Source organism: Phytopseudomonas argentinensis, from assembly GCF_900113905.1.
In the GTDB taxonomy this organism is placed as follows: domain Bacteria; phylum Pseudomonadota; class Gammaproteobacteria; order Pseudomonadales; family Pseudomonadaceae; genus Aquipseudomonas; species Aquipseudomonas argentinensis.
Genome location: NZ_FORC01000001.1, coordinates 598,349 through 617,824, shown reverse-complemented (window position 1 = coordinate 617,824; position 19,476 = coordinate 598,349). Strand labels below are relative to the sequence as shown.

Annotated in this window: 20 protein-coding genes and 2 tRNA genes; 13 read left to right on the top strand and 9 right to left on the bottom strand. The window is 60.8% G+C overall.

The genetic code is table 11. The annotated features are described in order from the left end of the window. The first annotated feature begins 3 nt into the window (after nucleotides 1–3). Nucleotides 4–80: transfer RNA gene (locus tag BM154_RS02845), tRNA-Arg, on the top strand. Nucleotides 81–211: 131 nt separating this feature from the next. On the opposite strand, the gene BM154_RS02840 is transcribed toward BM154_RS02845, so the two are convergent. Further along, entirely contained in the window at nucleotides 212–709 is a 498-nt protein-coding gene (locus BM154_RS02840; protein ID WP_074880754.1) for a DUF4124 domain-containing protein, read from the bottom strand. Between the two features lie 320 nt (nucleotides 710–1,029). On the opposite strand from BM154_RS02840, the gene mgtE reads away from it, so the two are divergent. Next, nucleotides 1,030–2,472: a magnesium transporter gene (gene mgtE / locus BM154_RS02835; protein ID WP_074880750.1), complete on the top strand. Its 1,443-nt coding sequence runs from the start codon at nucleotides 1,030–1,032 to the stop codon at nucleotides 2,470–2,472. A 60-nt stretch (nucleotides 2,473–2,532) separates the two neighbouring features. On the opposite strand, the gene BM154_RS02830 is transcribed toward mgtE, so the two are convergent. Further along, nucleotides 2,533–2,862: an Arc family DNA-binding protein gene (locus BM154_RS02830; RefSeq protein WP_074880746.1), complete on the bottom strand. Its 330-nt coding sequence runs from the start codon at nucleotides 2,860–2,862 to the stop codon at nucleotides 2,533–2,535. Nucleotides 2,863–3,304: 442 nt separating this feature from the next. Between BM154_RS02830 and phnN the strand changes: the two genes are divergently transcribed. Continuing rightward, nucleotides 3,305–3,886: a phosphonate metabolism protein/1,5-bisphosphokinase (PRPP-forming) PhnN gene (phnN, locus tag BM154_RS02825; protein WP_425272796.1), complete on the top strand. Its 582-nt coding sequence runs from the start codon at nucleotides 3,305–3,307 to the stop codon at nucleotides 3,884–3,886. Here phnN and BM154_RS02820 read toward each other — a convergent pair. The 3 genes from BM154_RS02820 to BM154_RS02810 all read right to left on the bottom strand — a co-directional run bounded on the left by BM154_RS02820 (nucleotide 3,883) and on the right by BM154_RS02810 (nucleotide 5,140). Next, a complete protein-coding gene (locus BM154_RS02820) occupies nucleotides 3,883–4,065 on the bottom strand; it encodes a PA3371 family protein (protein WP_074882331.1) in 183 nt (60 codons plus the stop codon). The genes phnN and BM154_RS02820 overlap by 4 nt on opposite strands. A 189-nt stretch (nucleotides 4,066–4,254) precedes the next feature. After that, the gene (locus tag BM154_RS02815; protein ID WP_074880743.1) at nucleotides 4,255–4,494 is read right to left on the bottom strand and encodes a hypothetical protein; all 240 of its coding nucleotides are present in this window, start codon (nucleotides 4,492–4,494) and stop codon (nucleotides 4,255–4,257) included. A gap of 178 nt (nucleotides 4,495–4,672) precedes the next feature. After that, nucleotides 4,673–5,140 (bottom strand): Lrp/AsnC family transcriptional regulator, encoded by a 468-nt coding sequence (locus BM154_RS02810; protein WP_074880739.1) that lies wholly within the window; start codon nucleotides 5,138–5,140, stop codon nucleotides 4,673–4,675. 198 nt (nucleotides 5,141–5,338) lie between these two features. Between BM154_RS02810 and BM154_RS02805 the strand changes: the two genes are divergently transcribed. The 4 genes from BM154_RS02805 to BM154_RS02790 all read left to right on the top strand — a co-directional run bounded on the left by BM154_RS02805 (nucleotide 5,339) and on the right by BM154_RS02790 (nucleotide 11,488). Further along, entirely contained in the window at nucleotides 5,339–8,806 is a 3,468-nt protein-coding gene (locus BM154_RS02805; protein WP_074880737.1) for an indolepyruvate ferredoxin oxidoreductase family protein, read from the top strand. 79 nt (nucleotides 8,807–8,885) lie between these two features. Then, nucleotides 8,886–8,960, top strand: a tRNA-Arg gene (locus BM154_RS02800). A gap of 364 nt (nucleotides 8,961–9,324) precedes the next feature. After that, entirely contained in the window at nucleotides 9,325–9,981 is a 657-nt protein-coding gene (locus tag BM154_RS02795; protein WP_074880734.1) for a YceH family protein, read from the top strand. A 172-nt stretch (nucleotides 9,982–10,153) separates the two neighbouring features. Then, complete coding sequence (locus tag BM154_RS02790) at nucleotides 10,154–11,488, top strand: MFS transporter (protein ID WP_074880731.1); 1,335 nt, start codon at nucleotides 10,154–10,156, stop codon at nucleotides 11,486–11,488. A 13-nt stretch (nucleotides 11,489–11,501) separates the two neighbouring features. Here the strand turns inward: BM154_RS02790 and BM154_RS02785 are convergent, their stop codons facing one another. The 4 genes from BM154_RS02785 to flgA form a co-directional block, all read right to left on the bottom strand. Beyond that, nucleotides 11,502–12,251, bottom strand: coding sequence for a flagellar brake protein (locus tag BM154_RS02785; protein WP_074880728.1), 750 nt, complete (start codon nucleotides 12,249–12,251; stop codon nucleotides 11,502–11,504). Between the two features lie 77 nt (nucleotides 12,252–12,328). Beyond that, on the bottom strand, nucleotides 12,329–12,796 hold the full coding sequence (locus tag BM154_RS02780; RefSeq protein WP_074882329.1) for a flagella synthesis protein FlgN: 468 nt from the start codon (nucleotides 12,794–12,796) through the stop codon (nucleotides 12,329–12,331). A gap of 107 nt (nucleotides 12,797–12,903) precedes the next feature. Continuing rightward, on the bottom strand, nucleotides 12,904–13,239 hold the full coding sequence (gene flgM / locus BM154_RS02775; RefSeq protein WP_074880724.1) for a flagellar biosynthesis anti-sigma factor FlgM: 336 nt from the start codon (nucleotides 13,237–13,239) through the stop codon (nucleotides 12,904–12,906). A 144-nt stretch (nucleotides 13,240–13,383) separates the two neighbouring features. Beyond that, on the bottom strand, nucleotides 13,384–14,142 hold the full coding sequence (gene flgA / locus BM154_RS02770; RefSeq protein ID WP_074880719.1) for a flagellar basal body P-ring formation chaperone FlgA: 759 nt from the start codon (nucleotides 14,140–14,142) through the stop codon (nucleotides 13,384–13,386). 79 nt (nucleotides 14,143–14,221) lie between these two features. Between flgA and BM154_RS02765 the strand changes: the two genes are divergently transcribed. The 6 genes from BM154_RS02765 (at nucleotide 14,222) to BM154_RS02740 (ending at nucleotide 19,443) form a co-directional block, all read left to right on the top strand. Further along, complete coding sequence (locus tag BM154_RS02765) at nucleotides 14,222–15,145, top strand: chemotaxis protein CheV (protein WP_074880716.1); 924 nt, start codon at nucleotides 14,222–14,224, stop codon at nucleotides 15,143–15,145. Nucleotides 15,146–15,252: 107 nt separating this feature from the next. Then, a complete protein-coding gene (gene cheR / locus BM154_RS02760) occupies nucleotides 15,253–16,080 on the top strand; it encodes a protein-glutamate O-methyltransferase CheR (protein WP_074882327.1) in 828 nt (275 codons plus the stop codon). A 288-nt stretch (nucleotides 16,081–16,368) separates the two neighbouring features. After that, a complete protein-coding gene (gene flgB, locus BM154_RS02755; RefSeq protein WP_074880713.1) occupies nucleotides 16,369–16,779 on the top strand; it encodes a flagellar basal body rod protein FlgB in 411 nt (136 codons plus the stop codon). A gap of 11 nt (nucleotides 16,780–16,790) precedes the next feature. Beyond that, entirely contained in the window at nucleotides 16,791–17,234 is a 444-nt protein-coding gene (gene flgC, locus BM154_RS02750; protein ID WP_074880710.1) for a flagellar basal body rod protein FlgC, read from the top strand. A 13-nt stretch (nucleotides 17,235–17,247) separates the two neighbouring features. Beyond that, nucleotides 17,248–17,919 (top strand): flagellar hook assembly protein FlgD, encoded by a 672-nt coding sequence (gene flgD, locus BM154_RS02745; RefSeq protein WP_074880707.1) that lies wholly within the window; start codon nucleotides 17,248–17,250, stop codon nucleotides 17,917–17,919. Nucleotides 17,920–17,961: 42 nt separating this feature from the next. Then, nucleotides 17,962–19,443 carry a flagellar hook protein FlgE gene (locus BM154_RS02740; RefSeq protein WP_074880703.1) on the top strand — a complete coding sequence of 494 codons (1,482 nt, stop codon included), beginning with the start codon at nucleotides 17,962–17,964 and terminating at the stop codon, nucleotides 19,441–19,443. Nucleotides 19,444–19,476: the final 33 nt, after the last annotated feature.

Here is a 19,476-nt window from a genome sequence, read left to right as displayed (position 1 = left end):
AACGGACTCATAGCTCAGCTGGATAGAGTACTCGGCTACGAACCGAGCGGTCGGAGGTTCGAATCCTCCTGAGTCCGCCATACCGAAAGGGCCTGCAGCGATGCAGGCCCTTTTTCTTTGTTCGCGATTTATCCTTGCCGGCCCTGCGCGAAACCAGTTGCCGAGGCGCGCGCCGGTTCTGCGGCCCGCTGCGCTGCGGGGTCTCGACGGCCTAGCGTTTGCCGGCCACGCAGTCGTTCTGGTCGAAGACCACGGTGCGTCGCTCGCTGTTGTGTTTGCTGGCGTAGTGGTAGGTGGTCTGGCCGTTGCGCTTGCTGATGCGTTCTGGCTTGCCCAGGGCGCTTTCCACGTCGCTGCGGGTCATGCCGGCGCGTATCTGCTTTCTGATGATCGCTTCGCGCCTGGCGTTGCCGGTAACGGCGTTGTCGCAGCCATCCTGCCGACCACCGACGATGGTCAGCCTGCGCTCGTTGCCGCTTGCCCTGGCATCTTTGTTACCGACTCGAGGTGTTGCCAGTGGAACGGCTGCGCCGCTGCCGGGTCTGGGATTGTGGGTGTTCTGAATCTGCTGTTGCTGGCTGCCGGCGCAGCCGTGGCGCGTGAAGGTGACATGGCCCGTTTCATCCTCGCAGCGAAACACGTTCGACGCCGGTAGCGGGGCAGGGCAAAGCAGCATGGCGCAGAGGGTTAGGCAGGGTATCCGATGCATGGCGGCGTCCTCCGTGACGTTTCAAGCGGCCTACCCGACAATCTTGCCACTGCCAGGTGTCTTGCCAAGCCCGATGTGCGTCGCAGTATTTCGAACTCTTGCCTACGGGCTCAGGAAAACGCTGCAAGCGCTTGTCCTGCCATGCCTTTGTCACGTACGTGGCCGATTGGCATGGTATTATTCGCCCCGTCAGCCCCGCCGGGGCTTGTGGATCCCTTCCATGGACTTACCCAGTAGTAACTCAGAATTCCAAGTGTGCAATCACGTATTGACTGATTGACCCTCGCTGGCGCGCGCCGCCGCTGGGGGCGGAGTGTGCCATGACCGAAGCAGAAGCCAAGAAGCCGCAAGAAAGCCTGCAGGATCGACTCGCACAGGTCGTCGAGCTGTTGCAGCGGCATCGGCTGGTCGAAGACCTGACCCATCGCCAGGAAGGCCCGCACCAGGACCGTGTCGAAGGCCTGGTGCATCGGCAGAACCTGGCAGAGCTGCAGCGCAAGCTCGATGATCTGCACTCGGCGGACGTTGCCTACATCCTCGAGGCGCTGCCGCTGGAAGATCGCCTGGCCATCTGGCAGTTGGTCAAGGCTGACCGCGACGGCGACATCCTCCTCGAAGTGTCGGATGCCGTCCGTGAAACCCTGCTGGCCGACATGGAGGATCACGAGATCCTCGCGGCGGCCAAGGAGATGGATGCCGACGAGCTGGCCGACCTGGCCTCCGAGCTGCCGCGCGACGTGGTGCACGAGCTCATGGAGACCCTCGATGCCCAGCAGCGCGAGCGGGTGCGTTCTGCGCTCTCCTACGAGGAGGAGCAGGTCGGTGCGCTGATGGACTTCGAGATGGTGACCATTCGCGAAGACGTCAGCCTAGAGGTGGTGCTGCGTTACCTGCGGCGTCTCAAGGAGCTGCCGGGGCATACCGACAAGCTGTTCGTGGTCGATTACGACGGCGTGCTCAAGGGCGTGCTGTCAATCAAGCGCCTGCTGGTCAACGATCCGGAGAAGCAGGTAGCCGAGGTCATGGCCAGTGATCCCGTCAGCTTCCATCCTGACGAGGATGCCTACGATGCTGCCCAGGCCTTCGAGCGCTATGACCTCATTTCGGCGCCGGTGGTAGACAAGAACGGCAAACTCATCGGTCGTCTGACCATTGACGAAATGGTCGACCTGATCCGTGAGGAAAGCGAAAGCGAAGTTCTCAACATGGCCGGTCTGCGCGAGGAGGAAGATATCTTCGCTTCGGTCTGGAAGTCGGTGCGCAACCGCTGGGCCTGGCTGGCAGTGAACCTGGTGACCGCGTTCATGGCCTCGCGGGTCATTGGTCTGTTCGAAGGATCCATCGAGAAGCTGGTGGCGTTGGCGGCGCTGATGCCTATTGTCGCGGGTATCGGGGGGAATTCGGGCAACCAGACCATCACCATGATCGTGCGTGCGATGGCGCTCGATCAGGTCAGTACCGGCAATACCTCGCGACTGATTCGCAAGGAATTGGGTGTGGCACTGATCAACGGCCTGGTATGGGGCGGGGTGATCGGTATCGTGGCCTATGGCTTGTATGACAGCTGGTCGCTGGGCGTGGTAATGACGGCGGCGATGACCCTGAATCTGCTGCTTGCGGCGCTTATGGGGGTGCTGATCCCCATGACCTTGATGCGTATCGGCCGCGATCCGGCGATGGGCGCCAGCGTGATGATCACCGCGGTGACCGACAGCGGCGGCTTTTTTATCTTCCTCGGTCTGGCGTCATTGTTTCTGCTCTGAATGCCTGTGGCGACCAACAAAAAAACCGGCCTTGAGCCGGTTTTTTCATGGGATATCGCGTCAGTCGTCGTTGCCGGCGGCCATCTCTGCGTCATGAGCGATCAGCGACACAAGCGCGTTCTGCTGGCGACGCGACAGCTGGCGAAAGCGTTGCAGGAGCTCGCGCTCGTGCAGTGACAACTCGGGGCTGTCGAGACGAATGCCAAGTTCGTCGTCCAGCGCGCCTTCCTGAAGCATGCTCTGTTCGAGGCGAGCAATAATCTCGGAGTTCATGCTGCGGTGGTGTTGGCGAGCCACATCAGCGATGCGCTCGCGCATGCCGTCTGGCAACCGAACGACGAACTTGTCAGCCGTACGGCTGGAGTAAATAGCCTGTTTCATAGGGCGCATACATCAACCAAATTAGTTCAGGGAAACGAAGCTGTAATGGCATATAGCTACGGAATGTCAGGGTTCTGACCATCTTTTGCCCTTGCCGTTCAGCAACGTCGGCATTTTGTCTGGTGATCGTACTTCTTGCCAGCAGATAATTGACGCCAATTACGTGTCGTATTCTGGACTGGGTACCGGCTTTTTGCCAGCACTACTTCTCGGAATTGTTCCCGATTGCGCGCAGCGTCGCATTTATCAAGGATGGCAGAGGGCCGCACTTGGCAATTTTCGTTCACGAGGGAGTCTGGAAGGGGTATTCCCCGTTTGGGGGGCTGCATCAGGAGGGGCGGCGGTCGACACATTGCAGATGATATCGTTGGGCGCCACCTGCTCCGCAAACCGGGGTTTCAGGGGGCGTGATTCCTTTATGTTGCACAGAGGTGCTGCAATGACGCAGGGCATGCTGATTTACCTGATGGGGCCTTCTGGGTCTGGCAAGGACAGTGTGCTCGCGGCGCTGGAACGGCGCCTGGAGAATCGGCGTTGTCGCATTGCCCGTCGGATCGTTACCCGTGGTGCCGATCTGGGAGGTGAAGAAGCCATTGCCGTCTCGTTCCAGGCGTTCGAGGCCCGGGAATCGGCGGGCGGATTCGCCATGTCCTGGCGGGCCAATGGGCTCGCCTATGGTATCGGCCTGGAAATCGACACGTGGCTCGCGGACGGCTATCTGGTGGTTGTCAATGGGTCGCGTGCCTACCTGGATGAGGCGCGCCGGCGGTATCCGCAGCTGGAAGCCGTGCTGCTGGAGGTCGAACCAGCTGTTCTAAGGTCACGCCTGCTCAGCCGCGCTCGAGAAAGCGCCGCTCAGATCGATGCCAGGATGGCGCGCAGCGCGCACTTCGCTGATAGGCGTGGATCCGCCACTGAGGGCGTCCTGCATATCGACAATTCAGGTCCGCTCGAGCGGGCGGTAGAGAGCATGCTTCGTCTCATTGACAGCTTGCCGGGTCCGCAGGAGGGCCGGTCGCCAGGGGCTGGTTAGCGCAGCACGGGGTCGAACTTCACCCGTTTGCCTATCAGCAGGGCAATCGCCAGCGCGGCGCCGCTTACCGCCAGGCTGATCTTGGCCGCGGCACCAAGCCATTGAGCCTGCTCGGGCAGGGCCAGCATAACGGCGGAAGCCACTGCGATCAGCAGAAAAAACAAGGCGGGTTTGGACATCATGCTTTCCTCGCGCGACAGATTCGCCATCTAGAAAAAAGGATCGTGGGGGCCATTGTGCTCATCGCTGTTGGCGCTGTTTGGCGGCGTCCCATCACAGAGGCCATCAATCAGCCAGATGGCTGTACAGGTGATGGTGGTCAGCAGCAAGACGAAACCGGGAAAGAATATGCTCCACATGACCGGCGCTCAAAACGTGAAGCGCTGCTGTTTCGGGCTGGGCTGCCATTCGCCGGTAGTCAGCGGCTTGGCGGCGAACTGGCCCGGTTCGACCTTGGCGGCATGCTCGAACTGTACCGGGGTCGCGCGCATCTGCTGCACGAGATGCATGGCAGTGGCCTGCTGCTGGTTATTCTGGAAATTGGCGAATGCGGCGCCTGCGAGCAGGGTCAGGGCAACGGCGGTGACCAGGACGATGAGGCTGTTCATGGAATGGGTTCTCGCATTCGGATTCTATGCGAGAGAAATTGCAGTTCCCGTGCCAGGAATTTGAGGTAATTAAATCCTTTTAAATCAATGACTTGGCGTTGTGATTGCGCGGCCTTCTCGTGCATGTTGCAAGATGGCCGAATTGCCGCATTGCAAAATGCAAGGTGGCTATTTTGCCTTATTCCAGCGGCAGCTCCGTAGTGCGCTTTACTTCGCTCATTGCGATGCCTGAATGGGCCTCCTGCACATGGGGCCGTTGCAGTAGTTGGTCGCGTAGAAAACGCTCATAACTGGCGATGTCCCGAGCCACCACTTTGAGCAGATAGTCCGAACTCCCCGCCATGGTGTAGCACTCGATCACCTGCGGATAACCGGCAATCGCCCGTTCGAACTCATCCAGATTGCTACGGCCATGGGCCGACAACTTGATACTGACGAATACCGTGATGGTGAAGCCGAGACGCTTGTGGCTGAGCAGGGCCACCTTGCGTTCGATAAAACCTTCTTCCTGAAGGCGGTTGATGCGCCGCCAGCAGGGCGACTGCGAGAGCTCGACCTTCTTGGCAATTTCAGCAGCGCTGAGGTCGGCGTTGCGTTGCAGGAGACGGAGAATCCGGCGATCGATAGCGCTGAGGGTGTCGTGCATGTTCGTTTCCCATTTTTGATTATTGTCGAAACGTTCATGCGCAGTATCCCCACTAGCGGCATAAATGAGAAAGGAAAAATCGCCAAACTCCGGTCTATGCTTAAGGCATTCATCCCCACAGTGATCCTGGGGGATGTGGGCAGGTGAATAACCCTGTCACTTGACAGCTCGCTATAAAAACAACAGGAGCGCCGTCTTATGTCTCTGGCCGAAATCCGTCTGGACGACAAATACCGTCTCGCTACGGGTCATTTGTATCTCACTGGCACCCAGGCCCTCACGCGCCTGCCCATGCTGCAGAAGCAGCGTGATACCACTGCCGGGCTGAATACCGCCTGCTTCATCTCCGGCTATCGTGGCTCGCCATTGGGCGGGCTGGACAAGAGCCTCTGGGAGGCCCGCGAATTTCTGCAGCAGAACGCCATTCATTTCCAGCCGGGGGTCAACGAGGAGCTCGGGGCCACGGCGGTATGGGGCAGCCAGCAGACCAATCTGTTTCCCGGTGCACGCTACGACGGCGTATTCGCCATGTGGTACGGCAAGGGCCCGGGCGTCGACCGCAGCGGCGACGTGTTCAAGCATGGCAACTCTGCCGGGGTATCGCCCCATGGCGGCGTGCTGGTGCTGGCCGGCGACGACCATGGCTGCAAGTCGTCGACCATCGCCCATCAGAGCGAGCACGCCTTTATCGCCGCCTCGATGCCGGTGCTCAACCCGGCCAATGTTCAGGAAATCCTCGACTACGGCATCATCGGCTGGGAGCTGTCGCGCTATAGCGGCTGCTGGGTCGCCTTGAAAACCATCGCCGAGAACGTCGATTCTTCTGCCGTGGTGGATGTGGACCCGCAACGCATCCAGGTCACGCTGCCCGATGACTTCGAACTGCCCGAGGACGGCGTGCATATTCGCTGGCCGGATCCACCGCTGGCCCAGGAGAAGCGCCTCAACGTCTACAAGATCTATGCAGCCCGCGCTTTCGCCCGTGCCAATGGCCTGAACAAGGTGATGCTCGACTCGGCCAACCCGCGGCTGGGGATCATAACCACCGGCAAATCGTACCTGGATGTGCGCCAGGCCCTGGATGATCTGGGGCTGGATGACGCGCTCTGTGCACGGATCGGCCTGCGTGTCTTGAAAATTGGCATGAGTTGGCCGCTGGAGCCGGTGTCGGTGCATGATTTTGCCGAAGGGCTCGATGAGATTCTGGTCGTCGAGGAGAAGCGCAGCATCATCGAGGATCAACTGACGGGGCAGCTCTACAACTGGCCGGTCGGCAAACGGCCCAGGGTGGTTGGCGAATTCGACGAGCAAGGGCAGTCGCTGCTGCCGAACCTGGGCGAGCTGACCCCGGCGATGATCGCCCGGGTCATTGCTCGTCGCTTAGCGCCGATCTACACCAGTGCCGTGATCGAGGCGCGTCTGGGCTTTCTCGACGCCAAGGAAAAGGCCCTGGCGGCGCGCAGTTACAACACCGTGCGTACGCCTCATTTCTGTTCCGGGTGCCCGCACAACAGCTCGACCAAGGTGCCTGAGGGCAGCCGTGCGATGGGTGGCATCGGTTGCCATTACATGACCCAGTGGATGAACCGCAGCACCGACACCTTTAGCCAGATGGGCGGCGAAGGGGTGACCTGGATCGGCCAGGCGCCATTTACCGATACCCCCCATGTGTTCCAGAACCTGGGTGACGGTACCTACTTCCATTCCGGCCATCTGGCGCTGCGTGCTGCGGTGGCGGCGGGGGTGAACATCACCTACAAGATTCTCTACAACGATGCGGTGGCGATGACCGGTGGCCAGCCCGTGGACGGCGAATTACGGGTCGATCAGCTCAGCCAGCAGGTATTCGCCGAAGGCGTCAAACGCGTCGCGGTGGTCAGTGACGAGCCCGACAAGTACCCCAGCCGCTCGAGCTTTGCGCCGATCACCAGCTTTCATCATCGCCGCGAGCTCGACGCGGTGCAGCGCGAGCTGCGCGAGTTCAAGGGCGTGTCGGTGATCATCTACGACCAGACCTGCGCGACTGAAAAGCGCCGGCGGCGCAAGCGCGGCAAACTGCTCGATCCTGCCAAACGCGCCTTTATCAATGCGGCGGTATGCGAAGGCTGCGGCGACTGCAGCGTGAAATCCAACTGCCTGTCGGTACTGCCGCTGGAGACCGAGTTGGGGCGCAAGCGGGAAATCGACCAGAACGCCTGCAACAAGGATTTCAGCTGCCTCGACGGCTTTTGCCCCAGCTTTGTCACAGTGCATGGCGGTGGGCTGCGTCAGCCCCAGGCGCTCGGCGCCGGCGCGCTGTTCGTGGCCTTGCCTGAGCCCCGGCAGCCCGCCCTGGAGCGACCCTGGAACATCCTTTTGCCAGGTGTTGGCGGAAGCGGGGTGACTACGGTGGGCGCGCTGCTGGGTATGGCTGCGCACCTTGAAGGCAAGGGTTGCACGGTGCTGGATCAGGCAGGCCTGGCGCAGAAGTTCGGGCCGGTGAATACCCATGTGCGTATCGCCGCACGCCAGGACGATATCTACGCGGTACGCATTGCTGCGGGTGAAGCCGACCTGCTGATCGGTTGTGACCTGGTAGTGGCGGCGGGGGAGGACGCGCTGGCCAAGCTCAATGAGCAGGTGTCCCATGCGGTGATCAATGATCACGAGGCAGCGACTGCGGAATTCACTCGCAACCCCGACGCCCAGGTGCCAGGGGCTGCGATGCGTCAGGCGCTGGTCGACGCGGTGGGCGCTGACAAGACCTGGTTCGTCAATGCCACGCAATTGGCGACGCGTCTGCTCGGCGACAGTATCGCCACCAACCTGTTCATGCTCGGCTACGCCTATCAAAAGGGTCTGGTGCCCATCAGTGCCCAGGCCATCGACAAGGCCATCGAGCTCAACAACGTGGCGGTCGAGTTCAACCAGCAAGCCTTTCTCTGGGGGCGGCGCGCGGCCTATGACGCAGCGGCCATCGAGCGCCTGGTGCGTTCGCAGGGCGCCGAAGATACTCGCTGTACCACGCTCGATCAGGTCATCGAGGATCGTGTCGCCCGGTTGACCGCCTATCAGAACAGCCGCTATGCCGAGCGCTACCGGGAGCTGGTCGGTCGTGTTCGCGCACGTGACAGCGATCCGCGTCAACGTCTGACCGAGGCGGTCGCGCGCTATTACTTCAAGTTGCTGGCCTACAAGGACGAGTACGAAGTGGCGCGGTTGTACAGCGACGCTGCCTTCAGCGAAGCACTGCATGCGCAGTTCCAGGGCGACTTCCGCCTGCAGTTCCACCTCGCGCCCTCCTGGCTGAGCCACACGGACAGCGCCACGGGAGAGCCGCGCAAGCGCAGTTTTGGGCCCTGGATGCTCAAGGCCTTCAAGGTTCTGGCGACCTTGCGCTTTGTGCGTGGCACCTGGCTGGATCCCTTCGCTCGCAGCGAGGAGCGCAAGCTGGAACAGGCGTTGATCGGAGATTACGAGCGTAGCGTGGCGTCGCTGCTGGAGGCGCTCACGGCTGATAATTATCAGACCGCCGTGGCCATTGCGGAGCTTCCAGAGCAAATCCGCGGCTACGGCCACGTCAAGGAAAAGGCCGTGGAGCGTGCGCGCGTGCTGGAGCGACAACTGCAGGAGAGGCTCAAGTCGGACAGCGCGGTCATCGTCAGGCTATTCGAACCCGCTGCCTGAATCGGGAGAGTGGCATGACAAATTGCGTTTCGCTGGTTAACATGCCGGCCGGCGTCCTCAAGGGCGCCGGATCAAACGGGTCTCCTTAGTTCAACGGATAGAATAAGCCCCTCCTAAGGGCTAGATGCTGGTTCGATTCCAGCAGGGGACGCCATGATCCACCCTCGCCAAGAGGCACTGGCGCGGGTGCACCCGATTTGCGCAAGCCTGATGAAAAGCAAAAAAAGACCCGGCAAAAAGCCGGGTCAATAACCGTGATTAGCCTGATGAGGAGATAACCTGTCAGCATCCGACCAGGAAGCTTTCAGATTATCGAACCAGCCTCGCGGCTGGTGATGTAGATAATAGTCATTCTCGACTACATGTCAATAAAAATAATTCTCATTCATTTCCGGTCTCTGGGATCTTCTCCCGCGTAGCTCGGAATCGGCGCCTTGCGGCCGCCATACTCGCTTTGTTCATGTCAACTTGGGTGCGCTCAGGCTACCCTAGGGCTTCTCCCAGGATTGGTGAACGACATGACCGATGAATCTCACGACATTCCCGGTACAGAGCCACTCAGTGCAGCGCAGGCACGCATATTGGGTTGCCTGATCGAAAAGCAGGCCACTACCCCAGAAGCCTATCCGCTGACCTTGAACGCAGTGGTGCTGGCCTGTAACCAGAAGACCAGTCGCGACCCCCTGATGAACCTTACCTCCGGCAGCGTAGGGCAGGGCCTGCGTAGCCTGGAAGAGCGCGGTCTGGCGCGGCTGGTGATGGGCAGTCGTGCCGATCGCTGGGAGCATCGGGTGGACAAGTGCCTCGGCTTGGTGGCCCCCCAGGTGACGCTGCTCGGGTTACTGTTGCTGCGCGGGCCGCAGACGACCGGCGAGCTGCTGGCACGCAGCAATCGTCAGTATGATTTCGATGATACGCAGCAAGTGCAGCATCACCTCGAGCGATTGATCGGACGGCAATTGGTAGCCCTGGTTGGGCGTCAGGCTGGCCAGCGTGAGGACCGTTACGCCCAGCTTCTGGGTGACCCGGAGCAGTTGCAGGCGCAGTTGCAAGAGCGTGCGCAGCGCCCGGAGCCGGCGCCTGGCGGTTCAGCCGAGCGCCTTGAGGCACTCGAGGCCAGGATCAACGCCCTGGAAGCACGGCTGGCGGCGCTGGAAGCGGGTGTCGAAAGCTGAGGGAGATGTTCTCGCGGGTACGCAGGGTTTGGAATCAGTGAACTGTGCCGGTTGCGCACTATCAATATGGCACAGCGGCAGGTTGCTGGCCTTGGCAATGGGCAAACCTACCTGGTCGTAAATCGAACAACAGCCTGTTCTCGCAGCCGGTACAAGGAGTCGTTGCAGTCCAATGCGTTTGATCTGGAAGTCCTTCAGTTCCCTGTACATCGCCACCGTCCTGATGCTGCTGGGCTCAGGCTTGCTCAGTACCTACCTGGCGCTACGGCTGGCCGAGTCCGGTGAGGGAATCTGGGCGGGCGCGCTGATGGCGGCCAACTACTTCGGCCTGGTGCTGGGCGGCAAGATCGGCCACCGGCTGATCGCCCGGGTGGGGCACATACGGGCTTACGTCGCCTGCGCCGGTGTGGTAACGGCGGCGGTGCTCGGCCATGGTCTGCTCGACTGGCTACCGGCATGGCTGGTGCTGCGTGTGCTGGTGGGCCTGGGCATGATGTGTCAGTACATGGTGATCGAGAGCTGGCTCAACGAGCAGGCCGAGACCAAGCAGCGTGGCCTGGTATTCGCTGGCTACATGGCTGCTTCCTACCTGGGGCTGGTGCTGGGTCAACTGGTACTCGTGGTGCACCCGACCCTGGGCCTTGAGTTGCTGATGCTGGTGGCTCTGGCGTTCGCCCTGTGCCTGGTGCCGGTAGCCCTGACCCGCCGTCTGCATCCGGCGCCGCTGCGCCCGGCACCGCTGGAAATGCGCTTCTTTTTCCGCCGTGTACCGCTGTCGCTCACCACCATTGGCGTTGCCGGCCTGATGATCGGCGCCTTCTATGGTCTGGCCCCTTTGTATGCCACCGAGATGGGCCTGGCGACTGAGCAGATCGGGATCTTCATGGGCTGCTGCATTCTCGCTGGCCTGGTGGTTCAGGCGCCGCTGGGCTGGCTTTCGGATCGCTTCGACCGGGTGAAGCTGATACGCGGCATGTCAGCCGCGATGGTGCTGGTCGCGGCGCCGCTGGCCATCGTTTCCGAAGCGCCGTTGCTGCTTCTGGTGTCGGTGGGATTTATCGTCAGCATGCTGCAGTTCAGCCTGTATCCGCTGGCCGTGGCATTCGCCAACGACCATGTCGAAGCCGATCGCCGGGTCTCGCTAACCGCCATGCTGTTGGTGACCTTTGGGGTTGGTGCTTGTATCGGTCCGTTGCTGGTTGGCGTGCTGATGCGCTTTTTCGGCGCCAACATGCTGTACGCATTCTTCTGTGTCTGCGGGCTGTTCCTGGTCTGGCGCGTGCGCTCGAACATCGTCACCCACCTGCATCAGGTCGATGACGCACCCCTGCAGCACGTGGCCATGCCGGTGAACATGACCGCCTCACCGCTGATGGCGGCGCTGGATCCGCGCGTCGACGAGCAGGTGGTACAGGAGCAGATGCAGGAGCCTGTGGTGACCAACCCGGATGACACGGTGGATCCGGCTGAGCGCCCGGAGCCGCCGGTCACAGCCCCCCAGGCATGACCAGCCAGGCCGCTTACAGAAAGCTTTCGCTCTCGAAGCGACGCGCCTCGCGCTGCAACTGATAGACGAATCGTTCGATCAGGCGCTGTTGAAGCCCGCTCAGGTTGGCGAAATGCAGGCCTGCAAGGGTGACGTCTAGCTTGTCGTCATAGCGGGCATGGCGCAACTCGACGGCGGCCTCCAGCTTGCCCACTGGCAGTTGCGCACAGAAGTCCTCGTAGATCTGCCCGGGCTGCAATTGCTGGCTGGTATCACCGGCCAGCCGGATCTTGCAGCCGGATGCCGAGATATCGAGCATCAGGCCTTCGAGCGGCGCGCGCAGGCGCGTTCCACTGAGCTGCACCGTGACCTGTTCCGATTGCCTGAGCGCAGCGCGAAAGGCATTACGGCGCTGATGGTAGTGCACCTCGGCGGGGATGGTTCCGATATAGCAGCGCTCACCTTGATACTCGCCGGCGCGCATGCCGGTCGGGCAGTCCCAGGCGATGCGCACGCCGTCATGCATTGATTCGATGCTGAACGGCTCGCCATTTTGCAGATAGCGTTCGCCGTCACTGGGGATCATCTCGTCGAGAACCAGCAGATTGCGTTCCCGGTCGATTTCGATCACATAGCTCTGAAAGCGCTGATTACGCTCCTGGAAAATAAGGATCAAGGGGTCATGGTTGTGTTGCAGGAGACGGAGGTTGGCAATGATTTCCAGCGGTGCCTTGAGCACCTTAGGAGGTTGCGGGCCACACTCCTGAGCGAAGGGGTTGGACACGGTCCAGTGTACTCCGGGGCAAGGTACTGCTGCGTCGGGTGATGCGATACTGCCTCACCGCGCATCTTGTCGTTATGTCAGGCCTGGCTGAGCGGGCGCTTGTTGCCGATCTTAGCGGTACTGCCGCTGCTGTCATAGAGCGAAGGCGTTTCATTGCCGCGCAGGATACCGAGCATGCCGGCAGTGGACTTCTGGCTGGAGCGGATAATGCGCCCGTTTCGCAGGTTGGCCTCCTGGCAGCGCTCGAGCAGTTCGCTCAGCTGCTCACTGGCCCGCAGCAGCTCGTCACCCTGTGTCGAGCGTTCGGCCAGTTGCTGCAAGCCTGCACGGTCAGGGCTCAGCTGCAAACTCAACAATATCTGCGTGCGGCTCTTGCCGTGCTGGTCGAGCGTGGCCAGCAAGGGTTGCTTGCTCGCGAGGATTTCCTGCAATGGGCTCAGGTCATGTTCACCGAGCGCGTGATATTCGGCTTCGATCAGCTCAAGCAGTTGCGCTGCGTGGCCGATATCCTCGTTGAACAGGTCAAGCAGCTGGGTAGCATTCATCATTGCGGCTCTCTGGGATGAAACTTCTTTGCGCATGCCTGCACGCACGTGCGGGCCACCTTCAAAGCGGTTTCCGGGCGTCCAACACCCCAGGGCGAGCCTGACGACTAGCGCTGGGATTCGAAGTTGAGCAGCTTGCTGGCGACGCGCTGGCTGTCGACCTGATAACTGCCGTCAGCAACAGCCTGTTTCAGCTTGGCCACTCGGTCGGTATCGACAGCTGGCTGGTCGCGCAGCTTGTCGACGGTTTTTTGCAACTGCTGTGCCTCGCTGCTCAGTTGAACGGACTCGCCGCTCTTGCTGCTGGCAGCCGCTTTTTGCGCCGCAGCTTCGCTGCCAGCGCTCTTGGTGTCGATGGCTTCGTTCTTGCCGCCCTGGGTGCTGCCTGCACGGGTAGTGCTGGCTGGCGTGGAGCTGTTGAGTCGGTTGAAATCGATGACCATGATGGGAAACCTCTAACGGTGTGTGGACGCTTGCCTAGTGTGTCGGCCATGCCTGAGAAAACTTTAGGCAAAAAAATCGCGTCGCCCACACAGTCTAAAACAGCCTTGTTCGTCCGTCAGCCATTGCTTTGGCCGAGCCGTCTGTCACATCAATACTTCAACCTGCCCGGGGCCGACCACCCTGGCACGTATCACCCGTTGCGAGCGCTGGTTACGCACGCTGATCTGCTTGCCCAGCGAGCCATCGGAAAGCGCCTCGCCGGGCATGCGCACGGTGATGCCGCCACTGCGTGCGCTGATTACCACCTGATCGCCGCGGCGTATCACCTCTGCCTGGCGGATGAAGGTAGGCGACAGCACCTGATCCGCTTGCAGGGGGCGGGTGGTCTTTCTGCCCAGCGCCTGTTCCAGGTCGGTCATATAGCCTTGGTTGAGCAGGCCGACATCGCGTTCGGCAAGCTGCAGGTCGCCTTCGCCGAGTACACCTTCGCGTTTCACGGGGCGTACCACCGTGACCACTTCTCGATAGAGGCGTACCTGGCCCGGCACGAATACCGTCCAGGGCGCTGCGCCGTCGCAGCGTACCCGCACCGTCACGCGGCCAACCGGCTCGGCCGGAGTTTCCAGCGTGGCGCTCAGGGGTTGATCGCACAGTGGCAGGCGCAAACGCGGGTCCAGGCGGCTGACTTGAACCTCGTGGCGAGCCTGAATATTGCTGCGCTGCAAATAGTCTGCAACTGCCTGCTCAAGAAAGCGCTGGGTCTCGCCGATAAGCTGATCGGGCAGGGTGACGGATGCGGTCGTCAGCGTGCTATAGCCGAGCGCCAGTAAAGCAGGTAAAACTGCCAGGCAACGAAGGCTCTTGGCCATCGCGCGTCGGATAATTGTCATTCGTGCATTCATGTCTGGTTCGAAGCAAGGCGCGTGCCGCCTGCTACGCTAACCAAATCTGATGTGTTACTTGAATCTTGGGAGCCCGTACATGGCCGGTGTGATGGATTCGGTCAACCAGCGAACTCAGCTGGTTGGGCAAAATCGCCTGGAACTGCTGCTGTTTCGTCTCGACGGCCCTCAGCTGTACGGGATCAACGTCTTCAAGGTGAAGGAGGTGCTGCAGTGCCCCAAACTCACCATCATGCCCAAGTCGAGCCCGGTGGTTCGAGGCGTGGCCAACATCCGTGGTGGCACCATCCCGATCCTGGATCTGTCCATGGCTACCGGCAAGCGCCCACTGGCTGATATCACGGGTAGCTTCGTTATCATCACCGAATACAACACCAAGGTGCAGGGCTTCCTGGTGCGTTCGGTTGAGCGCATCGTCAACATGAACTGGGAAGAGATCCACCCGCCACCCAAGGGGACCGGGCGCGATCATTACCTTACGGCAGTCACCCGGCTGGATGACAAGCTGGTCGAGATCATCGATGTCGAGAAGATTCTCGCCGAAGTGGCGCCGACCTCCGAAGTGATCTCCGCCGGGGTGATCGACGACGAGGCGCAGACCAAGGCGGTTAGTCAGCATGTGCTGATCGTCGATGATTCTTCCGTGGCGCGTAAGCAGGTGATGCGTTGCCTGCAAACCGTCGGGGTCGAGGTCACTGCGCTCAACGATGGTCGCCAGGCGCTGGACTTCCTGCGCGCCATGGTCGATGAGGGCAAGGCGCCTGAAGAAGAGTTGCTGATGATCATTTCCGATATCGAAATGCCGGAAATGGATGGCTATACCCTGACGGCAGCGATCCGTTCCGATCCGCGCATGCAGAAGCTGCATATTCTCCTGCATACTTCACTGTCCGGCGTGTTCAACCAGGCCATGGTGAAGAAGGTCGGGGCCAATGACTTCCTGGCGAAATTCCGCCCGGATGATCTGGCCGCCCGAGTGGTCGAGCGGGTCAAGGCCGGCTGATCTAGCCGGTAGGCGTGCGGCCAAGGCCGGCAGGCCGGCAGCTGAACCGTCGAGCGCTCCATGAGCGTTCGACGTATCCGATTTTTTAGATGGGCGAGGCCTCACGAGTGTCTTCAGGTAATTTGGATTTCGAACAATTCCGGATCTTTCTGGAAAAGGCCTGCGGCATCGTGCTGGGCAGCAATAAACAGTACCTGGTCTCCAGTCGGCTCAATAAACTGATGGAGAGCAACGGCATCAAGTCCCTGGGCGAGTTGGTGCAGCGTATGCAGAACCAGCCGCGCAGTGGGTTGCGCGAGCAGGTGGTCGATGCGATGACCACCAACGAAACCTTGTGGTTTCGTGACACCTACCCTTTCGAGGTGCTCAAGAACCGCGTGCTGCCCGAGCTGATCAAGGCTTACCCCGGCCAGCGCCTGCGCATCTGGTCGGCGGCCTGCTCGTCCGGCCAGGAGCCTTACTCGCTGTCGATGAGCATCGACGAGTTCGAGCGTAGCAATATCGGCCAGCTCAAGGCCGGCCTGCAGATCGTCGCTACCGACCTGTCGCCCACCATGCTCAACAACTGCAAGTCGGGCGAGTATGACAGCCTGGCCATGGGCAGGGGGTTGGCTGCCGATCGACTGCAGCGTTACTTCGATCCCAAGGGGCCCGGGCGCTGGGTGGTGAAGCCGGCGATCAAGAGTCGCGTGGAATTCCGGCCGCTCAACCTGCTCGACAGTTACGCGAGCCTCGGCAAGTTCGACATCGTGTTTTGTCGTAACGTGCTGATCTACTTCTCCGCCGAGGTGAAGAAGGACATCCTCACGCGCATCCACGCTATGCTCAAGCCGGGCGGCTACCTGTTTCTGGGGGCCTCGGAGGCGCTGAACGGGCTGCCGGAGAAGTATCAGATGGTGCAGTGCAGCCCGGGCATCATCTACAAAGCCAAGTAAAGGCAGCGGTGTCACGGCAAAACGGGAGGCTTCGGCCTCCCGTTTTCGTTTGTCTTGCCGGCGACGTCTGACGGTGTTCCGTCGCTGGTGCGTCAGAAAAGCGGCAAGCTCTGGGGAAATTGCCGCTCTGCGCTTGCCAGGCGGCGGAAAAGCTTTGCCGCCTGTGCCCTCGCAATCACCTGTTGGGTGCTCATCTGCCTGATTTAAAAGTAAAAAAATAAATTGGCACGTGCCTTGCTGTGAACTTTGCACGAAAACAGGCGAGCCACTACGGCAAAGGTCCCTGAGATGAGCATCAGTTTCGACAGTGCACTTGGCATCCACGAGAAGGCGCTGGGCTTCCGTGCCCAGCGCGCCGAAGTGTTGGCCAACAACATGGCGAATGCCGACACCCCCAATTACAAGGCGCGTGATCTGGATTTCGCCTCGGTGCTGGCGCAGCAGGCAGCCAAGGGCAGCGGTGCCGGCAATGCAGGTCTGAGAACCACCAACAGCCGGCATATCGCAGCAGAAGGCGTGCCAATGGGCGATGCCGCATTGGCCTATCGCACGCCGACAGCCCCGTCTATCGATCAGAACACCGTCGACGCTCAGGTGGAGCAGGCCAATTACGCCGAGAACGCGGTGGCCTTCCAGACCAGCTTCACGTTGCTCAACAGTAAATTCAAAGGGCTCATCAGTGCCCTGCGTGGTGAATAAAGGAGCCTGACATGTCCCTTACCAGTGTGTTCAACATCGCCGGAACCGGGATGAGCGCCCAGAGCACTCGCCTCAATACCATCTCCAGCAACATTGCCAACGCCGAAACCGTCTCGTCGAGCATCGACCAGACCTATCGCGCACGCCATCCGGTATTCGCCACGGTATTTCAGAATGCCCAGGGCGGTAATAACGGTTCGCTGTTCGCCGACCAGGATCAGTCCGGTGCCGGCGTGCAGGTGATGGGCATCGTCGAGGATCAGAGCAGCCTGATGGCGCGCTACGAGCCCAATCATCCCGCGGCGAACGAGGAGGGCTATGTGTATTACCCCAACGTCAACGTGGTCGAGGAGATGGCGGACATGATTTCCGCCAGTCGTGCCTTCCAGACCAACGTGGAAATGATGAATACCGCCAAGCAGATGATGCAGCGCGTATTGACCCTGGGGCAGTGAGCAGGAGTGACACATGAGCACCGTTGACGGCATAGGCTCCAGTTCCGCACTGGACAAGTATCAGTTGAAGCAGGACGGCACGCAGAACAAGGAGCTGGGCAAGGACCAGTTCCTCAATCTGCTGGTGGCCCAGCTGAACAACCAGAACCCGCTCGAGCCCCAGGGCAACGGTGAGTTCATCGCCCAGCTGGCGCAGTTCAGTACGGTGGAAGGCGTCGAGAAACTCAACTCGAGCATGGAAACCATCCTGTCCGGCTATCAGTCCTCCCAGGCGCTGCAGGCTTCCTCCCTGGTCGGGCGCAAGGTGATCGTGCCGGTCGACAAGGCGGTGGTCGATACCAGCGAGAGCTTCAAGGCCAGTGCCGTGCTGCCCACCAGCAGCAGCAACGTGTACGTCAACGTCTACGACAGTGCCGGCACGGTGGTCAGCCGCATCAACCTCGGCGAGCAGCAGGCCGGCAACCTGAGCTTCATCTGGGATGGCAAGGACTCGAGCGGCAACGTGATGAAACCGGGCACCTACAAGTTCGAGGCCCAGGCCACCTACGGCAACGAAACCAAGGGGCTTTACACCTTGCTGCCGGCCAACGTCGACAGCGTCACCCTGGGTGGCAACGAATTGATGCTCAACCTGGCGGGAATCGGCAACGTGCCGTTGTCGCAGGTGCAGGTCATTGGTCAGTAATTAACAGGCTGTAACTGCCGGGCTATCGGCAAGGAGATTTTCATGTCGTTCAATATCGGTCTGAGTGGCCTGCGTGCTGCAACCAGTGACCTCAATGTGACGGGTAACAACATTGCCAACGCCGGCACCGCTGGCTTCAAGCAGTCACGTGCCGAGTTTGCCGACCTGTATGCCTCGTCGATGCTCAGCAGCGGCTCGAATCCGATCGGCAGTGGCGTGCTGCTCAGTGATGTGTCCCAGCTGTTCAGCCAGGGCAACATCAACTACACCAAGAACTCGCTGGATCTGGCCATCAATGGCAGCGGCTTCTTCCGTACCAGCAATAACGGCGATATCAGCTACACCCGTGCCGGCTATTTCGGCACTGACCGTCAGGGCTTCATCGTCAACAACTTCGGACACAACCTGCAGGGTTACGGAGTGGATGCCAACGGCAACCTGCAGAACGGCATCATCGGCAACCTGAAGGTGGAAACCGCCAGCCAGGCGCCGCGCTCGACGAGCACCATCACTCAGCCGTTCAACCTGAATTCGACCGAGAGCGTGCCGGTGCTGCGCCAGAGTGCCTATGATGGCGCCTATCAAAACGCCTTCAATGGCTCCCTGCTGCCGGGTGTCGCCAATCCGACGCCTGCTCAGATTGCAGCGGCGACTGCGGCGGCGACGCCAGCTCAGCTGGCTGCTGCGAATGCGGCAGGGGCGGCGGCGGGCACCACGGCGGCCAATGCCTCGTTCAACCCGGCCGACCCGACCAGTTACAACCGCTCCACCTCGGTGAACATCTATGACGCCCAGGGCAATGCGCATTCCTTCACCCAGTATTTTGTGAAAACCGGGGCCAACAACTGGGACGTGAAGATCCTGGTCGATGGCCGTAACCCGCTGAACCCGGCCAACACCCAGCCGCTGTCGGCCGGCATCAGTTTCGATGCGGCCGGCAAGCTGCAGAGCGTCGATCCGGCCGGCTTGAGCGCCGGGCTGAGTGTCAATCCGGACGGCACCATCAGTATGAACGGCTGGATTCCGGCGGCGCCGACCAATGCCGAAGGCACTACCTGGGCTGCCAACGGCTCCGAAGCCAGCGCCGCGGTGAAGTTCGATTTCCGCGGCTCCTCGCAGTACAACAGTACCTTCTCGGTGGCCAAGGTCGTGCAGGACGGCTACAGCACGGGCGAACTGGCGGGGTTGGAAATTGACGAGACCGGCGTGCTGTTCGCGCGCTACACCAACGGCCAGACCAAGGTTCAGGGTCAGCTGGTGCTGGCCAACTTCGCCAACATGCAGGGGCTGACACCGGTTGGTAAAACCGCCTGGGTGCAGTCCTCCGAGTCGGGCGAGCCGGTGGTCGGTACGCCAAAAAGCGGCACCCTGGGCACCCTGCAGTCCGGTGCCCTGGAAGACTCCAACGTCGAACTGTCCGACCAGTTGGTCAACCTGATCGTGGCGCAGCGCAACTACCAGGCCAACGCCAAGACCATCGAAACCGAAAGCGCCATCACCCAGACGATCATCAATCTGCGCTGATAGCGTCAGGGAGTCGTTGCCGTAGGCGGCAAC

Excerpts from the sequence above, each read along its gene's own strand:
- flgM (WP_074880724.1), bottom strand. The coding sequence starts at position 13,239 with ATGGTCATCGATTTCAACCGACTCAACAGCTCCACGCCAGCCAGCACT.
- phnN (WP_425272796.1), top strand. The coding sequence starts at position 3,305 with ATGCTGATTTACCTGATGGGGCCTTCTGGGTCTGGCAAGGACAGTGTG.
- BM154_RS02820 (WP_074882331.1), bottom strand. The coding sequence starts at position 4,065 with ATGTCCAAACCCGCCTTGTTTTTTCTGCTGATCGCAGTGGCTTCCGCC.
- flgC (WP_074880710.1), top strand. The coding sequence starts at position 16,791 with ATGTCCCTTACCAGTGTGTTCAACATCGCCGGAACCGGGATGAGCGCC.
- flgA (WP_074880719.1), bottom strand. The coding sequence starts at position 14,142 with ATGAATGCACGAATGACAATTATCCGACGCGCGATGGCCAAGAGCCTT.
- BM154_RS02815 (WP_074880743.1), bottom strand. The coding sequence starts at position 4,494 with ATGAACAGCCTCATCGTCCTGGTCACCGCCGTTGCCCTGACCCTGCTC.
- flgB (WP_074880713.1), top strand. The coding sequence starts at position 16,369 with ATGAGCATCAGTTTCGACAGTGCACTTGGCATCCACGAGAAGGCGCTG.
- BM154_RS02805 (WP_074880737.1), top strand. The coding sequence starts at position 5,339 with ATGTCTCTGGCCGAAATCCGTCTGGACGACAAATACCGTCTCGCTACG.
- flgD (WP_074880707.1), top strand. The coding sequence starts at position 17,248 with ATGAGCACCGTTGACGGCATAGGCTCCAGTTCCGCACTGGACAAGTAT.
- BM154_RS02765 (WP_074880716.1), top strand. The coding sequence starts at position 14,222 with ATGGCCGGTGTGATGGATTCGGTCAACCAGCGAACTCAGCTGGTTGGG.
- BM154_RS02740 (WP_074880703.1), top strand. The coding sequence starts at position 17,962 with ATGTCGTTCAATATCGGTCTGAGTGGCCTGCGTGCTGCAACCAGTGAC.
- BM154_RS02810 (WP_074880739.1), bottom strand. The coding sequence starts at position 5,140 with ATGCACGACACCCTCAGCGCTATCGATCGCCGGATTCTCCGTCTCCTG.
- BM154_RS02790 (WP_074880731.1), top strand. The coding sequence starts at position 10,154 with ATGCGTTTGATCTGGAAGTCCTTCAGTTCCCTGTACATCGCCACCGTC.
- BM154_RS02780 (WP_074882329.1), bottom strand. The coding sequence starts at position 12,796 with ATGAATGCTACCCAGCTGCTTGACCTGTTCAACGAGGATATCGGCCAC.
- mgtE (WP_074880750.1), top strand. The coding sequence starts at position 1,030 with ATGACCGAAGCAGAAGCCAAGAAGCCGCAAGAAAGCCTGCAGGATCGA.
- BM154_RS02840 (WP_074880754.1), bottom strand. The coding sequence starts at position 709 with ATGCATCGGATACCCTGCCTAACCCTCTGCGCCATGCTGCTTTGCCCT.
- BM154_RS02795 (WP_074880734.1), top strand. The coding sequence starts at position 9,325 with ATGACCGATGAATCTCACGACATTCCCGGTACAGAGCCACTCAGTGCA.
- BM154_RS02830 (WP_074880746.1), bottom strand. The coding sequence starts at position 2,862 with ATGCGCCCTATGAAACAGGCTATTTACTCCAGCCGTACGGCTGACAAG.